The organism is Chamaesiphon sp. (assembly GCF_041737865.1).
Classification (GTDB): Bacteria; Cyanobacteriota; Cyanobacteriia; order Cyanobacteriales; family Chamaesiphonaceae; genus Chamaesiphon.
In genome coordinates, this window is record NZ_JBGSQZ010000139.1 from 1 (window position 1) to 16,024 (window position 16,024).

Genomic DNA, 16,024 nt, shown 5'->3' on the forward strand with positions numbered 1-16,024 from the left:
TCTGGTGTAATTTGAAGATCGGCTTTGAGCTTGCGATCGATCAGTTGCAATACCCCAATCGTCTCGCCCTCCCGATTTTGCATCGGGATTACCAGCACTGAAACGGTTCGATATGCAAATTCTAAATCGAACTGCCGATCGAATTTGTAGGGAACGTGACTAGGAATTGCATAAGCATCGGGAATATTTAGACTTTCGCCTGTAGTTGCGACATATCCCGCCAGACTCTCCAGATTGAGGGGAATACTGGCAAACTCAAAGGAAGCATTGGGGAGGGAATCAGTCTGAGCAACTTTAAAGATTAACTTTGGTTCGCCATTGCTGCGATCGATCGAATAGACACTACCTGCATCACTACAGGTAATTTCCCGACTTTTAGTCAAAATTAGGTTGAGGAGTTCTGTTAAATTTAGACAATCGGATAGTGCAGTTCCAATTGCTAGTAATTGCTCGATCGTGTTGCGCTCGGCGGCGATACTAGTCAGGGAATCTGGAGATGAGATCGGCAGATCGATCCTGGTACTATCTACGTCTATCCATTCAGATTTGGTCTTCACCATCGATTTTTTATGGGTTTACTACCGCGCTCAGAACATACCCTGACGCTCGATTGCTATCGATCTCCAGATCGAGCTTAGAATATATCTCTTCACCATTATATCAAACCCAAAATTGTTGCCTAAATTACTATGATATCAATCGCGATCGATACTCAGATCGAAGCTGTAACCGTTTATACCGATCGCGCTTTAGTTACTCGTCGCGGGATAATTAATCTCACCGGAACAGAACGAGAACTAACCGTGAGTAACTTACCTACTACTCTCGATTCTGAATCCGTAAGAGTTAGTGGCAAAGGTGGCGTCAGCATCAAATTACAAGGAGTGACTGTCGATCGTCGATATACCACCGCACCGATTGCCGATCGCCTCGCCCAACTCACAGCCCAGATCGAACAGTTAGGAGCCGACAAACGCCGTCTTCAATCGCAAATCGATACCATCAAACTTCAGTCCAACTTTATTCAAGGTTTGCGCGAAAAGACCCAAGCATCGTTTTCGCAGAGTTTAGCACGTCAACGAATTGGGCTAGAAGACACCCAAAATTTCCTCGACTTCATCGGTACCAAAACCACTGAATACGCCTTTGCTGGGGAAGATTTGCGCCAGCAGCAGCAACAAATTGACAAACAGCTTCAGAGCCTCCGCAGCCAACTAGATGAAGTTGAGACACCTCATAGTCAAGAGAGTTTTCAGATCGCTGTAGCGATTGAACCTGCGGGAGCTGGAGAATTTCAGCTAGAATTGAGCTATGTAGTCGATCGAGCGCGATGGACTCCGCTATACGATTTGCGCGTCCAAAGTACCAGCAAAACAATTCAACTCAATTATCTCGCCGAAATCGTCCAAACCACAGGCGAAGATTGGTCTAATATTAGCTTGATTCTCTCTACCGCTAAACCTGGATTAGGTACGCTTCCACCTAAATTAGAACCCTGGTATATTGACGCGCCGATACCGATGACGATGCGGCGGCGAAGTATTACAGCCAGCTCGTCAGAAGTGATGGAACTGTCTGCTGCTCCAATGTCTGCTGGATTGAATTTCGATCGATTAGAAGCCTCAGATCTGGAATATACCGCCGAAAATGTTGTAGCAGAGATATCGCAACCTGGAAGTGTCGTAATATTTCAATTAGGCGGTGGTGGGAATATTCCGAGCGATGGCAATCCGCACAAAGTTACTATTTTTCAAGATAATTTTCCCTGTCAGTTAGAATACATTGCGATGCCGAGTTTGGTGAGTTTTGCTTACTTACAAGCTAAAGCTAAAAACCGCTCTAATGGGGCAACATTATTAATAGGCAAGGCGAATATTTTTCGAGATGATGTATTTGTCGGTACTAGTAATTTAGAAAATACGGCTCCAGGGCAGGAATTCAAACTTAACTTAGGCATAGATGAAGGAATTAAGATCGATCGAGAGTTGAGCGAACGTCAAGTCGATAAAACATTCCTAGCTGGCAATCGCCGCATTACTTATGCCTATCGTCTGAGTGTGACTAATCTACTTAATGTCGCTACTCATATTCAAATTAGCGATCGCATCCCCCACAGTCGTAACGAACAAATCAAAGTAAAACTTACCAAAGTCACTCCTCAGATTCAACTAGGAGAACTAGGTAGATTAGGATGGGAACTAGATCTGCCAGCAAATAGCAAAACTGAAATCAACTATCAATTCTCGATCGAACATCCTGAAGCGGTTCGAGTTCAAGGATTAGACGTTTAAAGCACTCTTAACTTCTAATTTGTATATTAAAGATATCGCACTCTTGAAATCAAAAATGTCAACTCACACTTCCCCTCGCCGCAGCCTGATTCTAGGCTTCTCGCTGCTGTTGCTCATCACTGTTGCTTTTGGCTTGCACAGAGCGATTTCCTCTACTGAAAATTCTACCCTAGCGATCGCTAAAATTATCGATGCACCGATCGATATTCCCACTCCGCAAGCGATGGGAACGCAAACTATCGTTTTAGCTGGTGGCTGCTTTTGGGGAACCGAAGCGGTATTCGAGCAGCTTAAAGGTGTTTCTAGCGTCGTCTCTGGCTTTTCAGGTGGAAGTGCTGCCACCGCCCATTATGATACCGTTAGTGACGGAAATACAGGTCATGCAGAAGCAATTCAAATTACCTACGATCCCCAACAGATATCGTTCGGACAATTATTGAAGATTTACTTTTTTGTCGCTCACGATCCCACTCAGGTAAACCGACAGTCGCCAGATAATGGCACCCAATATCGATCGACGATTTTCTTTGCTAATTCCGAACAGCAAAAAGTATCGCAAGCTTATATCGACAAGCTTAATCAGGCTCAGATTTTTCCACAACCGATCGCCACTCAGTTAGTTGCTCTCACCAAATTTTATCCCGCTGAGGATTACCATCAGAACTTTATCGATCGTAATCCCAATTATCCGTATGTAGTCATCCACGATCGACCCAAAATCGAGCGATTACGCCAACAATTTCCCAATCTCGTCAGAGGTTAAACAGAATTTTGTTATTAATCCGATCGATCGTCGAGATCTAATTCAGCATCACCATCATCAACCACCGATTCCCCTTCTGTGTCATCAAACTCATCTACCTGTGCATTGAGAATCCGGTTTTCATAACGGCGGTTGCGGCGGTTAGCTTTGGCGGTGGTAGCACGTTTGCCAGATCGCTTATCCTGCACCAACCGCTGAAGATCGGGAGCATCATTAATATCGCTCAAGGTGTTGTTATCTGTCCGTTTCATCGCAGCTTAAATCGTATGTTTTTACAGAAATCGGGAACAACCGGAACCCTATTGGCTAATTTAACTTAGAAACGAAGCTTGAGGTTAACTCGTTGGTGTTGGCGTAGCCTGCCGTAGGCATAGCCGCTCCCCTGGAGCATCGATTCCCAAGAGCTAATCGATATTCAAATACTTCTGCCAAAACGGTGAAAGCGAGTCTTACAGTGATGTTGACGACAACGGTAGGGATAGATATTTACCAAAGAAAGCACTCGATCCCAGCTATTAGCGCGATGAGCGCGACAGACTTGAAGATTGCCACATCTGGGACATTTATGAGTAGTTGCACGATCGTTGGCAATTATTGTCACAGTACTCAGGATGATAGATAGCTATAGTGTGCCCAGCGAGACAGACCTGCTAACGGTTTGGCGCAAATAGATAGATGCCGTAATTAGTTTTGTGAGGAATAATTTTTAGAGATCGTCACAGATCGAATCCGATCGCACCAGGGGATTGTCAAGATTGTCAACAGCTTCTAAGACAAAGGGGTGGCTAGTTTGCTATTCTGGAGATTGTGTCGATCCTATGCTCATAGATATAGGGTAGGAGCGGGTTTTATCCCCATCCACCACTAGCAACGCTATATAAAATCACCATAAAATAAAAAATGACCGATATCAGTCAAGAGCCGCTACTATTACGTGCAGCCAAAGGTGCCACACTCGACCGTCCGCCAGTCTGGATGATGCGTCAAGCCGGACGCTATATGAAAGTTTATCGGGATTTGCGCGACAAATATCCGTCATTCCGCGACCGCTCCGAAAAAGCCGATCTCGCGATCGAAATCTCTCTCCAACCCTGGCGCGCCTTCGCCCCAGATGGCGTTATCATGTTTTCCGACATCCTCACGCCCCTTCCAGGCATCGGTATTCCCTTCGACATCATCGAGAGCAAAGGGCCGATCATCGAGCCACCCATCCGCTCTCAGGCGCAAATCGATGCCCTCCATCCCCTCAATCCTGAAGAGTCGCTCCCCTTTATCAAAGAAATTCTCGGCACCTTACGCCGTGAAGTAGGCAATAAATCCACCGTCCTCGGCTTTGTCGGCGCACCTTGGACATTATCAGCATACGCGATCGAAGGTAAAAGCTCCAAAGACTACTCCAACATCAAAGGGATGGCATTCCGCGAACCCCAGATCCTCCACAGTTTACTCGCAAAAATTGCCGACGCGATCGCCGTATACGTCCGCTATCAAATCGATTGTGGTGCCCAAGTCGTCCAAATGTTTGACTCCTGGGCGGGACAACTCAGCCCCCAAGATTACGAAACTTTCGCTCTCCCCTATCAGCAGCGGGTAGTCCAACAAGTAAAAGCTACTCACCCCGATACACCCCTAATCCTCTACATCAGCGGTAGCTCAGGCGTATTGGAACTCATGGGTAAATCTGGCGTAGATATCGTCAGCCTCGATTGGACGGTAGATATGGCTGTGGGAAGACAGCGAATTGGGGCGCATTTGGGCGTACAAGGCAATATGGACCCTTGTGCATTGTATGGTTCCAAAGACTTCATCCGCGATCGAATTATCGATACGGTTCGTAAGGCTGGTAAAACCGGACATATCATGAATCTCGGTCATGGTGTCTTACCTACAGTACCAGAAGAAAATGTCGCCCACTTCTTTGAAACAGCCAAGAACGTTGATAAGTTACTCTAATCTTTTAGGGTAATATAAAGATCGAATATCCTCTCTAATTTTTACATTAGGGAGGATTTTGATATCGATTATCGATTCATGCCAAAAATAGTCTTCTTTTTAATGATTCAATTAAAATGTAATTGCATAACTGCTTGAGTAATTTCAATGTTTAAAGTATTGGCGATCGATCGCAATCTATCGAAACTAGCTGAGTTATAGTGACTAGCTTCATACCTTTGAATCTGCTGTTCTCGAACGCCTATTTTGTCTGCCAATTCCTTCTGAGTCATTCCCGTCGCGATTCTTGCCTTAATCAACGTAGTCGGTAAATCATCGAGCGAACCCAATACAAAGGTCGAGATATTACCACTTTTAAGTTGTTCATATTCAGCTAGTTCTTGCTTCAATTGGCGAATTGTCAAATTGTAACTGTTTGTCCAACCAATAACTTGTCGGGGATGTAAATTGGGATCTTGCGGAGTCATGCCGTCTGGGTTCCCCAGACATGGCAACGACCCAAGCGGAGGATCGAGATCTGCTAATAATTGTGAGAATTCTCGTAACTTGGTTTGGGTGATTCGATACTGACGTTCGTTTTGAATCATAACCGTTCTCCTGGCTGAATAATCATTTCTTGAGGGTCTAAGACAATTACACCTTTGGGTTGCCCTTCTCTATCGGTTTGAAAGAAACCTTCACAAATAACGTTCCACCGAACACTTCTAGCTGAGACTCAACATCTTCTAAAAACAATGGATCTAGAATGTTGAGATCTAATCCGAAACTCTCATACCAACCATCAAAATCGTTGGGATGTTCTTTGCTAGTCACAAAGCTACCCCCAATTAAAACTCTACGACAACCCGCGATCGCTAATTTTCGGAGGGCTGCGGCTAAACCTGTTGCTAATCGCTGTCGTTGGGGATTGATGGCGAAGCGTTTCATAAATTCAACCCAAGTAACCTCATAAATCCCTGGTGGTAAATAACCAAGTTCATTGAATGGCGGAATGGGCATCAGAGCAGCGAGACACAACTAAAAAGGCATGTTTATCTAATTTAGCATATTTTTCGTAATCGCAACTGACTGGCGGAATTGACGCGATCGATAGAATCCCCCAACCGATGGGATTTTCACTCACTAGTAATCCTTCGCGGCAGTAGTATATGCTGGAGCGTGGAGATAACCGCCACAATGCGATCGACACTTATGCGAAAACTCCTATTTCTCTTACCTGGAACTACCCAGAAATTTCACTGCGGGGGCTTATTTGCCGAACTGAAAACGATCGAGCTAGTCAAGCAGATCTGTCCTGTTGAGATTGTCACCTATCGCCAGCGAGAGCCAGACAAGGCGTATTTAAATGACATTTTGGCAAGTAAACCGCAGGATACGATCTTCGTCGTGAGTTGGGGCTTTGATGTACCCAAACTAGTCGCTCGGTTGCGGGGCTACCCGACAATTTATCACGCCCATAGTGCCGAATATGGCTTTCGGCTCCCACCACAGATTCCGATTGTGTCTGTCAGTCGGAATACACTAGGCTATTGGGGACAGAGATCGCCTCACGCGCTGTTATACTATTTGCCCAATCAAATTTCTGATGAATTTGCAGATCGAAAATTGGACAGATATATCGATGTTTTGGTGCATTCGCGCAAATCTTCTGACTATCTCTTAAAACAATTAATTCCCGCACTTCAGCCCCATTGTCAAGTCGAAATTATCGAAGGGTTTGTCGATAGTTTGTCAGAGTTATTTAACCAGTCGCGTGTGTACTTATATGACTCCGCCGAGTATTGGGCAACTCAAGGCGTGACTGAAGGATTTGGACTGCAACCGTTAGAAGCGATCGCGTGTGGCTGTCAGGTATTTTCTAGTGTCAATCATGGGTTATCTGATTATTTAGATCCAGGATTTAATTGTCACAAAATTGCTGGTTTTAGTACCACCTATGATGTCGAACGAATTTTAGAAGTAGTTAAATCTGCTGCACCAGTCAATAATTTAGAATCCCTCCTGGCTGAATATCGCACTGAGAATATCTTGTCGCGGCTCCAAGTGATTTTGAGCGAAATCGATCGATTCTTCGATCGCGTTAATCTGGATAAATCCGACATGTTAGATTTTAGCGATCGCCGAATTTTTCAGTTAAGACTATCAAAAGCTTTTAAGAGTATTCAAAAAAAGCTTAAACGTTAATGTTGACAATAATGCTATGCAAGAGAGTTTAGACTGTAAATTTAGATACTGTTTAGTAAGGAAGTATTTTCATGGCTGAAATTACTGTTATCGAGTTGTTTGATAGATACGATGCTGGGGATCGAGATTTTCGCGGACTCGACTTGTCTGGACTAGAATTCTTTGGGTCGAGCATTGGCAACCGGAAGTTTATCACCAGAGGAGCCGATTTCACTGGAGCTAATATGAGTCAATGTATTTTCCTTGCTGGTAATGCCTCTTTTAGTGGTGGAATCTTCCGATCTGTTGATTTTACTGGTGCGGAATTCAGTGATACAGGGATTCGGGATTGTGATATGAGCTTTGCTAACTTCACTGGGGCTAATTTCGGGGAAAGTGCCAGTGAAGGAGTTAATTTCGAGGGAGCTAACTTCACTAATGCTGTTTTCTTCCAGTCTAGTATTTTTGAATTGGTAGTTACTGGAGCTATTTTCAGAGGAGCAAAACTGGAAGAAAGTGGGCCAAAAGATGGAAGACTCACTCGTGTTGACTTTACTGAAGCTAAAATGTTTACCCTTGATATTGGTCGAAGAAATATCATTTTCGATCGAACGATAATGCCCGATGGTAGCATCCGTACTGACAGCTTCTGATTGATTATAGAAAATCGACGTAGGCTTTGACTGCTTCGGGCAGAGAGATGGTGAGGTGAGTCATAAAGATTGTCTGTACGATCTAACTTGTTGAATTATAACTTATGACTCAGATGAATCTAATCGATAATACAGAACCAGTTATTTCCACCGAGTGGTTCGATCGATCGGCAGTAACGATCGCACCAGAATTAATCGGCTGTACCTTGGCGCGCCAACTTCCCGACGGTACCCAATTACGCGGATTAATTGTCGAAACCGAAGCGTATCAAGAGGGAGATCCGGCTTGTCATGCCTATCGCAAACAAACCAAGCGCAATCAGATTATGTTTGGCGATCCCGGCTATGTTTATGTGTATTTGATTTATGGGATCTATCACTGTGTCAATGTCGTGACCGATCGATCTGGCGCGCCCAGTGCTGTACTGATTCGGGCACTGGAGCTAGAACAACAGACGTTGAGTACCATTTTGTTAAAACCCAAGGAGAAACCAGTCCGAGCCGCCGCAGGGCCAGGGAAGCTCTGTCTGGCGATGCAAATCGATCTGGCTCTCTATGGCACCAAGCTAGAACTCGGACAAGCGATGTGGTTGGAGCATCGATCGACAGATTGGCAAGCCAAACTAGATACAGGTAGCATCGAACTCACCCAAACCACCCGCATCGGACTAACCCAGGGGGTAGAATTACCGTGGCGATGGTATGTTAAGGGTTGTCAGGCAGTCTCAAAGTTTGGTTGACAGTTATAGCAGTCGCCAAGGTGGCTAAGACACGCTTAGATCTCAGTCCGCGTAGGCGGACTTTGCAACACAATCGCTGTGTTGTGCTAAATATTTTTTGAACTCAATAAACGATCGATATCGGACTAGATTTGGGTAATTTAACTGTAGAGTGCACAGTTTTATTTTCACCCGCCGCAATGAGCGTGAGGAACCGCAGTTTGACTGTCTCCGTCGCCACCTCACCAGCATTGAATCTGGAACATTATCTACTATTCGATCGAGATATTTATGTATCAAAAAATTCTACTCTGCATAATGATAATCTGTTCCTCGATCTTGCCTGCAAGTGCGAATACCCAAGATCGGGACGATGTATTTACGTCGCAAGATCTTGATACTGTTGCGGCTAAAGCCATGTCTTGGAAAGGCACTCGCTATCGATATGGCGGTAAAGATAAAAATGGGGTGGACTGTTCCCATTTTGTTTACGCTGTCTATAACAGTGTATTTGAAGGATATGATTACCGGATGGCTGACGAATACCTGCAAGATTCAGACTTTTCCCCAACTAAATCCCCACTTGTGGGTGATGTGATTATCTTCCCTGCTGTGATGGGTTCATCAGCACACATGGGCATCATCACTGACGTGCGAGGATTAAAATTTATCGGTTCCCAGTCTAGTACAGGCGTAAAAGAAGCCAGCTTTGCACCTGGAAGCTATTGGGGCAAACGTCCATATAAAATTTTGTCATTATTGGCGGCTGAGTAGTTGACAGTTGAGAGTTGAGAGTTGACAGTGAAGGATAGCATTCAGTTTTCCTTTGTTTGATGTCACAACTACCCACCACCCTCGAAGAATCGATTGCCCTAGCCCAAGCTGCTACCCTCGCCGCCATTGCTGCTGGACACCAGCGGATTACGGTGGAGATTTCCATCCCCGAACTCAAGCCGATGGATCTGGCACGACAATTTATTGAAGCATTTACCGATCGCGGCAATACACTCAAGGTATTAATGTCCGATACTGGAGCGGCAGCTTTAGCCAAACGGAATTGGCAGGATGTTAATTTTAAGATTGACGATTTGGGTAATAGTCGATCGCCGATTGTCGATAAAATTCAAGTCGAAGACCAATTATTTATCGCGATCGAACCATCCGCGATCGAAGTTGCCCAGGTAGAAAAATTATGTAATGCCGCAGGCGATCGTCCGGTCATCTTATTTTTACCTAAACTCGAAGATGCCGCAATTGTAGGTATCGGTTATGCTGCCAGACAACTGCGCGATCGGTTTCTAACTACCCTCACCTGTGCCTACTATATCAAACCCCTCGAAGCATCGGCAATCTACCGCTGCTATCCGGCTCAATGGCAGGTGTGGCAGGAACAGGATGATGATTATATCCTCCTAGCTGAATGTCCTCAGAAACCCGTCGGCGATGAGCTAGACGCGATCCTGATCCCCTCGACTCCAGGCGATACTTCCGCTCCCACAAAGTCGCCGAGTATCTTTGCTAGTTTAGGTCGATTTTTGCGAACTTTGAGTAGATAAGCTCACATCTTGCATCAAAACATAGTTAATGGTGGATGGTGGATGGTGAATGGTACAGATAGGTAAGAATTTGGGATTTTAAAACTAGAGATCTCTCGATGATTTTTAAGCTTTGGGATTTGCTTCTACTGTACCTCATAACAGCCGGAAGTGCTGTATCTGAACCGATCGATCTCAGCATTTTGCATCGCCATTAGTTCCTGAATTCCCTTATCGGCTAGATCCAACAATTCATTCATTTGGTGACGGCTAAAACTACCCGACTCAGCCGTACCTTGAACTTCAATTAGTTCCCGACTATCAGTCATCACTACATTGAAATCTACGTCAGCAGCGACATCTTCTGGATAGTCCAGATCCAGAAACGCTCGACCTTGAATCAATCCTACCGATACCGCAGCGACTTGACGCACTATCGGCGATGCAGTTAGTTCGCCGCGATCGATTAGCTTGCACCAATGCCACGTATCCGCCAGTTATCGAGGTCGTGCGGGTACCTGCATCCGCTTGGATGACATCTGCATCAACTAGGATCGTTTTCTCCCCCAGGATGCCAAAATCGAGGGTCGATCGCAAACTCCGCCCGATTAGCCTTTGAATTTCTTGAGTACGTCCTGACAATTTGAGGACTTCCCGCTCGTGACGCTGAGGCGTTGCGCCTGGTAGCATCCGGTACTCTGCTGTCAGCCACCCAGTCCCCGCACCCGCCAAAAATCTCGGCACCCCATTTTGGATCGTGACGGTGCAAAGTACCTGTGTATCTCCACAATGAGTCAAGACAGAACTGGTTGAAAATTTTGTAAAGTCGCTCTGAAATCTAATCGGGCGTAATTGCTCTGGTTGGCGGTGTTGACGGTTGTGCATGGGAGGGTTTGGTTCGATTGGGGATAATGTGTTCGGCAGTAAGGATTAATTTTTACTCAGGTTCTAAATTGATTCCCATCTCAGTAACCCATTAGATTCTAACCCCTAACACCTCATCCCTCATCCCCAATTCCCACTTGACCGATCGCATATTTAGTGTTTCACTGGATGAACGCTCAGACTAAAACGCTATATATTGTCTACTATAGAGGACTGAGCGGGCACAAGCAGCCCATGAAAAAACACTTTTTGTAATAAAATCCGGCTCATTTTACGTTGAATACGATCGCCCAACTAAATAGTCATCCAGAAAATACTTCAGTTACTTGTAGCAGCTCACTCCATTATTCTGCTCCACACAAACAAATTCAGATCTTCGAGACACCAGCCGATCGATTTTGTACAGAAATCGTCGCTGACGCACTCAAGATCGCCAGTACCGGAAAACGCGTTTTGATCGTCCAATTACTCAAAGGTGGTATCCGCCAAGGACACGATCGAGTCATTAATCTCGCTCAAAATCTAGATTGGATTCGGTGCAATTTGATTCGGAATATTTCGATCTCAGATTTAAACGATCTAGAATTACACAATTTCGAGCAGTTATGGAAACACGTTCGAGGTGTAGCTCGATCGAGTGAATATTCCATCATGATTTTAGACGATTTGAGTCTGGCGATCGAGTTAGGTTTGATTAGCATCGAAGCCGCTACCAATCTTCTCACCAAGCTTCCAGAAGATCTAGAAATCATTCTCACAGGTACAAATCCACACGCAGCAATTGTTGAATTGGCGGCTTAGATTGGTGGATGGTGGATGGTGAATGGTGAATGGTGAATGGGGATAAACTCCCGCTCTTGTTTAATTTAATAAAAAACCCGACTCTAAGATTGTGATGAGTCGGGTTTTTTATTTGTGGCAAGCTGTAGAATCTATCTGTAACTTTCGCGACTTTCGCGGTTTTCGCGATCGTCAGCTAGACGTCCACGAGGAGATGTCCGAGCGCGATCGACTTTATCTTTAGCCTTAGTAGCACTGCGTTTGAGCGCGTCGAGACGGGATTCATAGTGCTTGCGTTTGCTCTTTTTGGGAGTGTCATCGGTTAGCGTTTTTAAGGCACTGCCCAGGCTCTTGTAGGCATTGGGGAGCGTGTATCCAAAGCGGGTAGCTAGGGCGATCGCTTTTTCATCAGCATCGATCGCTTCTTTGAGATGGCGATCGCTATTATTGCGCGAATACAGTCGATATCCAGACACGCCACACAGTCCCAGAGCTAGAACCAATAATAGTCCATCTTGTACCCACAACTCACCGACAGCACCACCTAAACCGATCGCTAGTGCAGCCATTTCCCAGCCGTCACGAGAGATCGTATCATTTTGGACTCGTGCGACTTCATGCCAAAATAACAGATTTCGTTGATCGAGAGCCAGACGTTCCCACTTGACTAGATCGATCTGGATTTCAACTTGATCTTTACCCAATTCTTCACTCCGAACCAGGGGAGGATTGACTTCGACGGTAGTTTCTACTGTCACCCAGCTTTGGAGTTCGGGTGGGAGCAAACTTTTGAGCCGACGCAGTTCACTCATTTCAGCGCGAGCAGAAGCAGCGGAATAGGATGTCATAGTGATAGTCTCGTTTGCGTAACGGGTGATCGGCGATCGATCTCACTCTTTATTTTAGCCAAATAGTGACAAAGGGTGTCAAAATTTATTTGTTTCCAGATTACATCCTGACACGATCTCGATCGCCATGAATTTTAAGTGTAAATGCCATCTTTGATTTAGCCAATCGGAAAATATTTGCTGGCTGAACCAAAGATCGCATCTAAACATCCCAAATTAAGTAAACCCGATGAAATATCATTTTTTAGGCACTTTTGGTGCATTGGCTACTGTCATGGGTATTACAGCAACAACAGCTCGCGCAGATGTGAGCTTTAGCATCCCCAGTGGGGGAGATTCTGGGCAGGAAAGTCAATCTTCGACAGCACGATCTACACCAAATCAGCCTAATCGCAATCTTCAATCTACCTCTACCCCTGTGATGAATAGCTTGGAATTAACCACCCATAACTTGGTAAACAGATATCGTCAGTACCGTAATTTACCACCATTGGTAGTCGATCCAGATATCTCGGCTCAGGCGAAAGCACATAGCGAAGAGATGGCTCGATCGGGCAATATGAACCATGATGGTTTCGATCGGCGTGCAGATTTAGTTTCTAAAACAATCGTCTACCGCAGTGTGGCGGAAAATATCGCTTTCAATGCGGGTCATGGACAACCCGATCTGGTTGCCGTCAAAGGCTGGATCGAAAGTCCCGGACACCAACGAAATATGGTCGGTAGGTACGATCTAACTGGAATTGGGGTGGTTCAAAATGCAAAGGGCGAATATTACTTCACGCAAATTTTCATCCGCAAAGCTTGGTATGCAAAGGATGCTGACTAGTGAATCATCCTCTACTATATAGATGGTTTCCTCTCTCTCCCTCAACATGGAAGATTTTCAAATTTGCGATCGAGATTTAGATGATGCTCTCACCGAAAAGTATCTACAGGCGGAATCGATCGCTGTAGATACTGAAACGATGGGACTAAACTATATTCGCGACAGATTGTGTTTGGTTCAATTATTTTCGCCTGGATTGCTGACAGTAATTCGGATCGCCAAAGGGCAAACTTCCGCACCAAATCTTCAACGGTTGATGGAAGCTACCTCAGTTACTAAAGTTTTTCACTTTGCTAGATTTGATGTGGCGCAATTGCGTCACCGTTTGAACATCGAAACTCAACCGATATTCTGTACTAAAATTGCTAGTAAACTCATCCGCACCTACTCAAACCGTCATGGTTTGAAAGAATTAGTTTCTCAACTCGAAGGGGTAGATCTCGATAAATCCGCTCAATGTTCCGATTGGGGTGATGCCGACAATCTCTCAGATGCACAACTCCGCTATGCTGCTAATGATGTCCGCTATCTAATTAGTATGCGTCAAAAATTAATTACTAAATTGCAACGCGAGGATCGCTGGGAATTAGCGCAGGATTGTTTCAATGTTTTACCGACGTTGGTTGCGCTGGATATATTGCAGTATGAAGATATATTTTCTCATCATTAAAATTTTAGATAGAACCAAAACCACACACGATCGAGAGTGCAGTCTGGATTTCTTGCCAATAGTTATCTTCCAAAATTCCAATTAATCCCAGTACTCTTTGTCCAGCGATCGAGCGAATCTGGGCAACATCTAAAAAGCGATCTCGATCGAGACCATTACTACTACTCGCTAAAACACTGACAACATAAGGTGCTTGTTTAGTACCAGGTCGAAAAGGAATTGCGATCGTTAGTTGACCGTATTGATTCATCGTATCATTTTGCAGAATCAAACAGGAACGAGTTTTTTGGATCTCAGCCCCGATAGTTGGATCTAGTTTCACCCACCGAATTTCACCGCGTTGATAGGTTAATGTCCCATTAGGCATCAATCCCATCTCCAGCCAATCGATCCCATTCGGCTATTTCGGCTTGATACTCTGGATCTTGACTATCTGCTTGCAGAGCCGCGATCGTTTCTTGCTCCAAAATCTTCCGTCGTTCTTGAGTAATCAGCGAGTTGAGATAATCACTCCGATTACCCTGTGCTTGTCGATCGATAAAAGATAGCAACTCTCGATCGATCGTGATGGCAATCTTTTGTTTCATCATCTTATTTACATGAGTACGATAATATTATCATACCCTAACAGCTAGGATAAATACTCGTCGCCACAATGCTACCAATCTCCGTGCACCAAGCAACTTTAGACGATCTTTCTACAGTTTCAGAGATATTATCTGAAGCGGCGGCATGGCTCGATCGACAAAATATGACGTTGTGGCAACCGGAGCATATCTCCAAATCAACTATTATTCAAGATGTCGAATTAGGTTTATTCTACATCGCCTTTTGTGAAGGTATTGCGGCTGGTGTCGTTATATTTCAAACCGAAGATTTAGTATTTTGGCCTGATATTACTCAATCTGATTCGGCATTTCTGCATCGATTAGCAGTGCGGCGAAGCTTTGCAGGTGGCTCGGTTTCTACACAGATATTCCGGTGGGCGATCGAATATAGTCGAGAATTAGGAAAACATTTCTTGAGATTAGATTGCGTTGCCGATCGTCCGCGCTTACGGTCAGTATACGAGAACTTTGGATTCAAACATCATAGCGATCGGCAAGTTGGGGATTATTTTGTGGCACGATATGAATATGAGATTTGCAATCTGAAAAATTAATGGCTCAATATAAACACGACCGATTTTTTAAATTTTACCTACGCTCCTTGTATCAGTCCAAAGGTGAGACAATCCAGAATATTCAGGTGAGAAACGATGAAGATCTAGAAATCGATTTCATGTTTGTCGCTCAGGCAGATAAATTTGGCTGGGAGCAGGAAGATTTAGGATTGTTTGATGCGCTGATGCAGGTTCATCCTACGATTATCATCGAACATTACAGTGGCTACGTTCAGGAAAAACACATCCATAAATCTATTACGCGCAAGAACCTATATTGGGAGCCGAAACAAGCGAAATTAGCGACAACCCTCAAGCAAGCACAACAGACAGCCAAATATCAGCAACTATCACCCGAATCCCTTCAGCTCATCGATAACCAAAACCCGTTTACCTGGATTTTGACAGTCAATTGTAGTCCAGAACTATTGGATCTATGTGGAGCCACACCTCATCCAGAACTTGGGGTAAGTATATACGAAACAGTCAAAATTTTGAGGATGGGCATCGTCGTTATCGAGCAGTTAGAATATAGCCCAGAAACGATGTGGTTGAAACTGTTGGGTAATAAGGAATCCGCACGACGAGCGTTTGAGGGCATCGAACAGCTATCTCCAGAGCGTCGGGAGAAAAATGATACAATACGGGCAGGCCTCAAATATTGCGTGTATCTCAAAGACTTACCAGCAAATAGTTTAAGTGCAGAGGAGCAAGAGTTTATGAAGACGATGGCAGAGATCGATGCTTGGTACGATGCCGAAATGGATAAGGCG

At 44.7% G+C, this 16,024-nt stretch carries 21 protein-coding genes and 1 pseudogene; 13 read left to right on the forward strand and 9 right to left on the reverse strand.

Features of this window, described 5'->3' with window-relative positions:
• On the reverse strand, positions 1 to 560 hold a 560-nt coding region (locus tag ACEW9J_RS09785), incomplete at its 3' end, for a GAF domain-containing protein (RefSeq protein ID WP_373544937.1).
• A gap of 129 nt (positions 561 to 689) precedes the next feature.
• On the opposite strand from ACEW9J_RS09785, the gene ACEW9J_RS09790 reads away from it, so the two are divergent.
• Positions 690 to 2,291: a mucoidy inhibitor MuiA family protein gene (locus tag ACEW9J_RS09790; protein WP_373544938.1), complete on the forward strand. Its 1,602-nt coding sequence runs from the start codon at positions 690 to 692 to the stop codon at positions 2,289 to 2,291.
• Positions 2,292 to 2,346: 55 nt separating this feature from the next.
• Positions 2,347 to 3,054, forward strand: a complete 708-nt coding sequence (msrA, locus tag ACEW9J_RS09795) for a peptide-methionine (S)-S-oxide reductase MsrA (RefSeq protein ID WP_373544939.1) — start codon at positions 2,347 to 2,349, stop codon at positions 3,052 to 3,054.
• Positions 3,055 to 3,068: 14 nt separating this feature from the next.
• Here the strand turns inward: msrA and ACEW9J_RS09800 are convergent, their stop codons facing one another.
• Positions 3,069 to 3,305 (reverse strand): hypothetical protein, encoded by a 237-nt coding sequence (locus ACEW9J_RS09800; protein WP_373544940.1) that lies wholly within the window; start codon positions 3,303 to 3,305, stop codon positions 3,069 to 3,071.
• Between the two features lie 164 nt (positions 3,306 to 3,469).
• The gene (locus ACEW9J_RS09805; protein WP_373544941.1) at positions 3,470 to 3,655 is read right to left on the reverse strand and encodes a hypothetical protein; all 186 of its coding nucleotides are present in this window, start codon (positions 3,653 to 3,655) and stop codon (positions 3,470 to 3,472) included.
• A gap of 299 nt (positions 3,656 to 3,954) precedes the next feature.
• On the opposite strand from ACEW9J_RS09805, the gene hemE reads away from it, so the two are divergent.
• Positions 3,955 to 5,007 carry a uroporphyrinogen decarboxylase gene (gene hemE, locus ACEW9J_RS09810; RefSeq protein WP_373544942.1) on the forward strand — a complete coding sequence of 351 codons (1,053 nt, stop codon included), beginning with the start codon at positions 3,955 to 3,957 and terminating at the stop codon, positions 5,005 to 5,007.
• A gap of 107 nt (positions 5,008 to 5,114) precedes the next feature.
• Here the strand turns inward: hemE and ACEW9J_RS09815 are convergent, their stop codons facing one another.
• Positions 5,115 to 5,594, reverse strand: a complete 480-nt coding sequence (locus ACEW9J_RS09815) for a helix-turn-helix domain-containing protein (RefSeq protein WP_373544943.1) — start codon at positions 5,592 to 5,594, stop codon at positions 5,115 to 5,117.
• 46 nt (positions 5,595 to 5,640) lie between these two features.
• Complete coding sequence (locus ACEW9J_RS09820; protein WP_373544944.1) at positions 5,641 to 6,006, reverse strand: hypothetical protein; 366 nt, start codon at positions 6,004 to 6,006, stop codon at positions 5,641 to 5,643.
• A 192-nt stretch (positions 6,007 to 6,198) separates the two neighbouring features.
• Between ACEW9J_RS09820 and ACEW9J_RS09825 the strand changes: the two genes are divergently transcribed.
• From ACEW9J_RS09825 to ACEW9J_RS09845, 5 genes are all read left to right on the forward strand, one after another.
• Positions 6,199 to 7,191, forward strand: a complete 993-nt coding sequence (locus ACEW9J_RS09825; RefSeq protein WP_373544945.1) for a glycosyltransferase — start codon at positions 6,199 to 6,201, stop codon at positions 7,189 to 7,191.
• 71 nt (positions 7,192 to 7,262) lie between these two features.
• A complete protein-coding gene (locus ACEW9J_RS09830; protein ID WP_373544946.1) occupies positions 7,263 to 7,823 on the forward strand; it encodes a pentapeptide repeat-containing protein in 561 nt (186 codons plus the stop codon).
• A 113-nt stretch (positions 7,824 to 7,936) separates the two neighbouring features.
• On the forward strand, positions 7,937 to 8,563 hold the full coding sequence (locus tag ACEW9J_RS09835; protein ID WP_373544956.1) for a DNA-3-methyladenine glycosylase: 627 nt from the start codon (positions 7,937 to 7,939) through the stop codon (positions 8,561 to 8,563).
• A 318-nt stretch (positions 8,564 to 8,881) separates the two neighbouring features.
• Positions 8,882 to 9,316: a C40 family peptidase gene (locus tag ACEW9J_RS09840; RefSeq protein WP_373544947.1), complete on the forward strand. Its 435-nt coding sequence runs from the start codon at positions 8,882 to 8,884 to the stop codon at positions 9,314 to 9,316.
• Positions 9,317 to 9,375: 59 nt separating this feature from the next.
• The gene (locus ACEW9J_RS09845; RefSeq protein ID WP_373544948.1) at positions 9,376 to 10,098 is read left to right on the forward strand and encodes a DUF1995 family protein; all 723 of its coding nucleotides are present in this window, start codon (positions 9,376 to 9,378) and stop codon (positions 10,096 to 10,098) included.
• 125 nt (positions 10,099 to 10,223) lie between these two features.
• Here ACEW9J_RS09845 and rph read toward each other — a convergent pair.
• A pseudogene (gene rph / locus ACEW9J_RS09850) lies at positions 10,224 to 10,962 on the reverse strand (ribonuclease PH).
• A gap of 276 nt (positions 10,963 to 11,238) precedes the next feature.
• Between rph and ACEW9J_RS09855 the strand changes: the two are divergent.
• Positions 11,239 to 11,763 carry a cob(I)yrinic acid a,c-diamide adenosyltransferase gene (locus tag ACEW9J_RS09855; protein ID WP_373544949.1) on the forward strand — a complete coding sequence of 175 codons (525 nt, stop codon included), beginning with the start codon at positions 11,239 to 11,241 and terminating at the stop codon, positions 11,761 to 11,763.
• A 131-nt stretch (positions 11,764 to 11,894) separates the two neighbouring features.
• Here ACEW9J_RS09855 and ACEW9J_RS09860 read toward each other — a convergent pair whose 3' ends face one another.
• On the reverse strand, positions 11,895 to 12,590 hold the full coding sequence (locus ACEW9J_RS09860) for a DUF3318 domain-containing protein (RefSeq protein ID WP_373544950.1): 696 nt from the start codon (positions 12,588 to 12,590) through the stop codon (positions 11,895 to 11,897).
• A 229-nt stretch (positions 12,591 to 12,819) separates the two neighbouring features.
• Between ACEW9J_RS09860 and ACEW9J_RS09865 the strand changes: the two genes are divergently transcribed.
• Both ACEW9J_RS09865 and ACEW9J_RS09870 read left to right on the forward strand, forming a co-directional pair.
• On the forward strand, positions 12,820 to 13,419 hold the full coding sequence (locus ACEW9J_RS09865; protein WP_373544951.1) for a CAP domain-containing protein: 600 nt from the start codon (positions 12,820 to 12,822) through the stop codon (positions 13,417 to 13,419).
• A gap of 22 nt (positions 13,420 to 13,441) precedes the next feature.
• On the forward strand, positions 13,442 to 14,089 hold the full coding sequence (locus ACEW9J_RS09870; protein WP_373544952.1) for a ribonuclease D: 648 nt from the start codon (positions 13,442 to 13,444) through the stop codon (positions 14,087 to 14,089).
• 4 nt (positions 14,090 to 14,093) lie between these two features.
• On the opposite strand, the gene ACEW9J_RS09875 is transcribed toward ACEW9J_RS09870, so the two are convergent.
• Together ACEW9J_RS09875 and ACEW9J_RS09880 are read right to left on the reverse strand one after the other, a co-directional pair.
• On the reverse strand, positions 14,094 to 14,456 hold the full coding sequence (locus tag ACEW9J_RS09875; protein ID WP_373544957.1) for a type II toxin-antitoxin system PemK/MazF family toxin: 363 nt from the start codon (positions 14,454 to 14,456) through the stop codon (positions 14,094 to 14,096).
• Positions 14,449 to 14,679 (reverse strand): CopG family transcriptional regulator, encoded by a 231-nt coding sequence (locus ACEW9J_RS09880; protein ID WP_373544953.1) that lies wholly within the window; start codon positions 14,677 to 14,679, stop codon positions 14,449 to 14,451. Before ACEW9J_RS09880 ends, ACEW9J_RS09875 begins: the two co-directional genes overlap by 8 nt.
• 80 nt (positions 14,680 to 14,759) lie before the next feature.
• Here ACEW9J_RS09880 and ACEW9J_RS09885 point away from each other — a divergent pair, with 80 nt between their 5' ends.
• Together ACEW9J_RS09885 and ACEW9J_RS09890 are read left to right on the forward strand one after the other, a co-directional pair.
• Positions 14,760 to 15,251 (forward strand): GNAT family N-acetyltransferase, encoded by a 492-nt coding sequence (locus ACEW9J_RS09885; protein WP_373544954.1) that lies wholly within the window; start codon positions 14,760 to 14,762, stop codon positions 15,249 to 15,251.
• Positions 15,251 to 16,024, forward strand: a 774-nt coding sequence (locus ACEW9J_RS09890) for a hypothetical protein (protein WP_373544955.1), incomplete at its 3' end; no start/stop codon positions are given. The genes ACEW9J_RS09885 and ACEW9J_RS09890, both read left to right, overlap by 1 nt.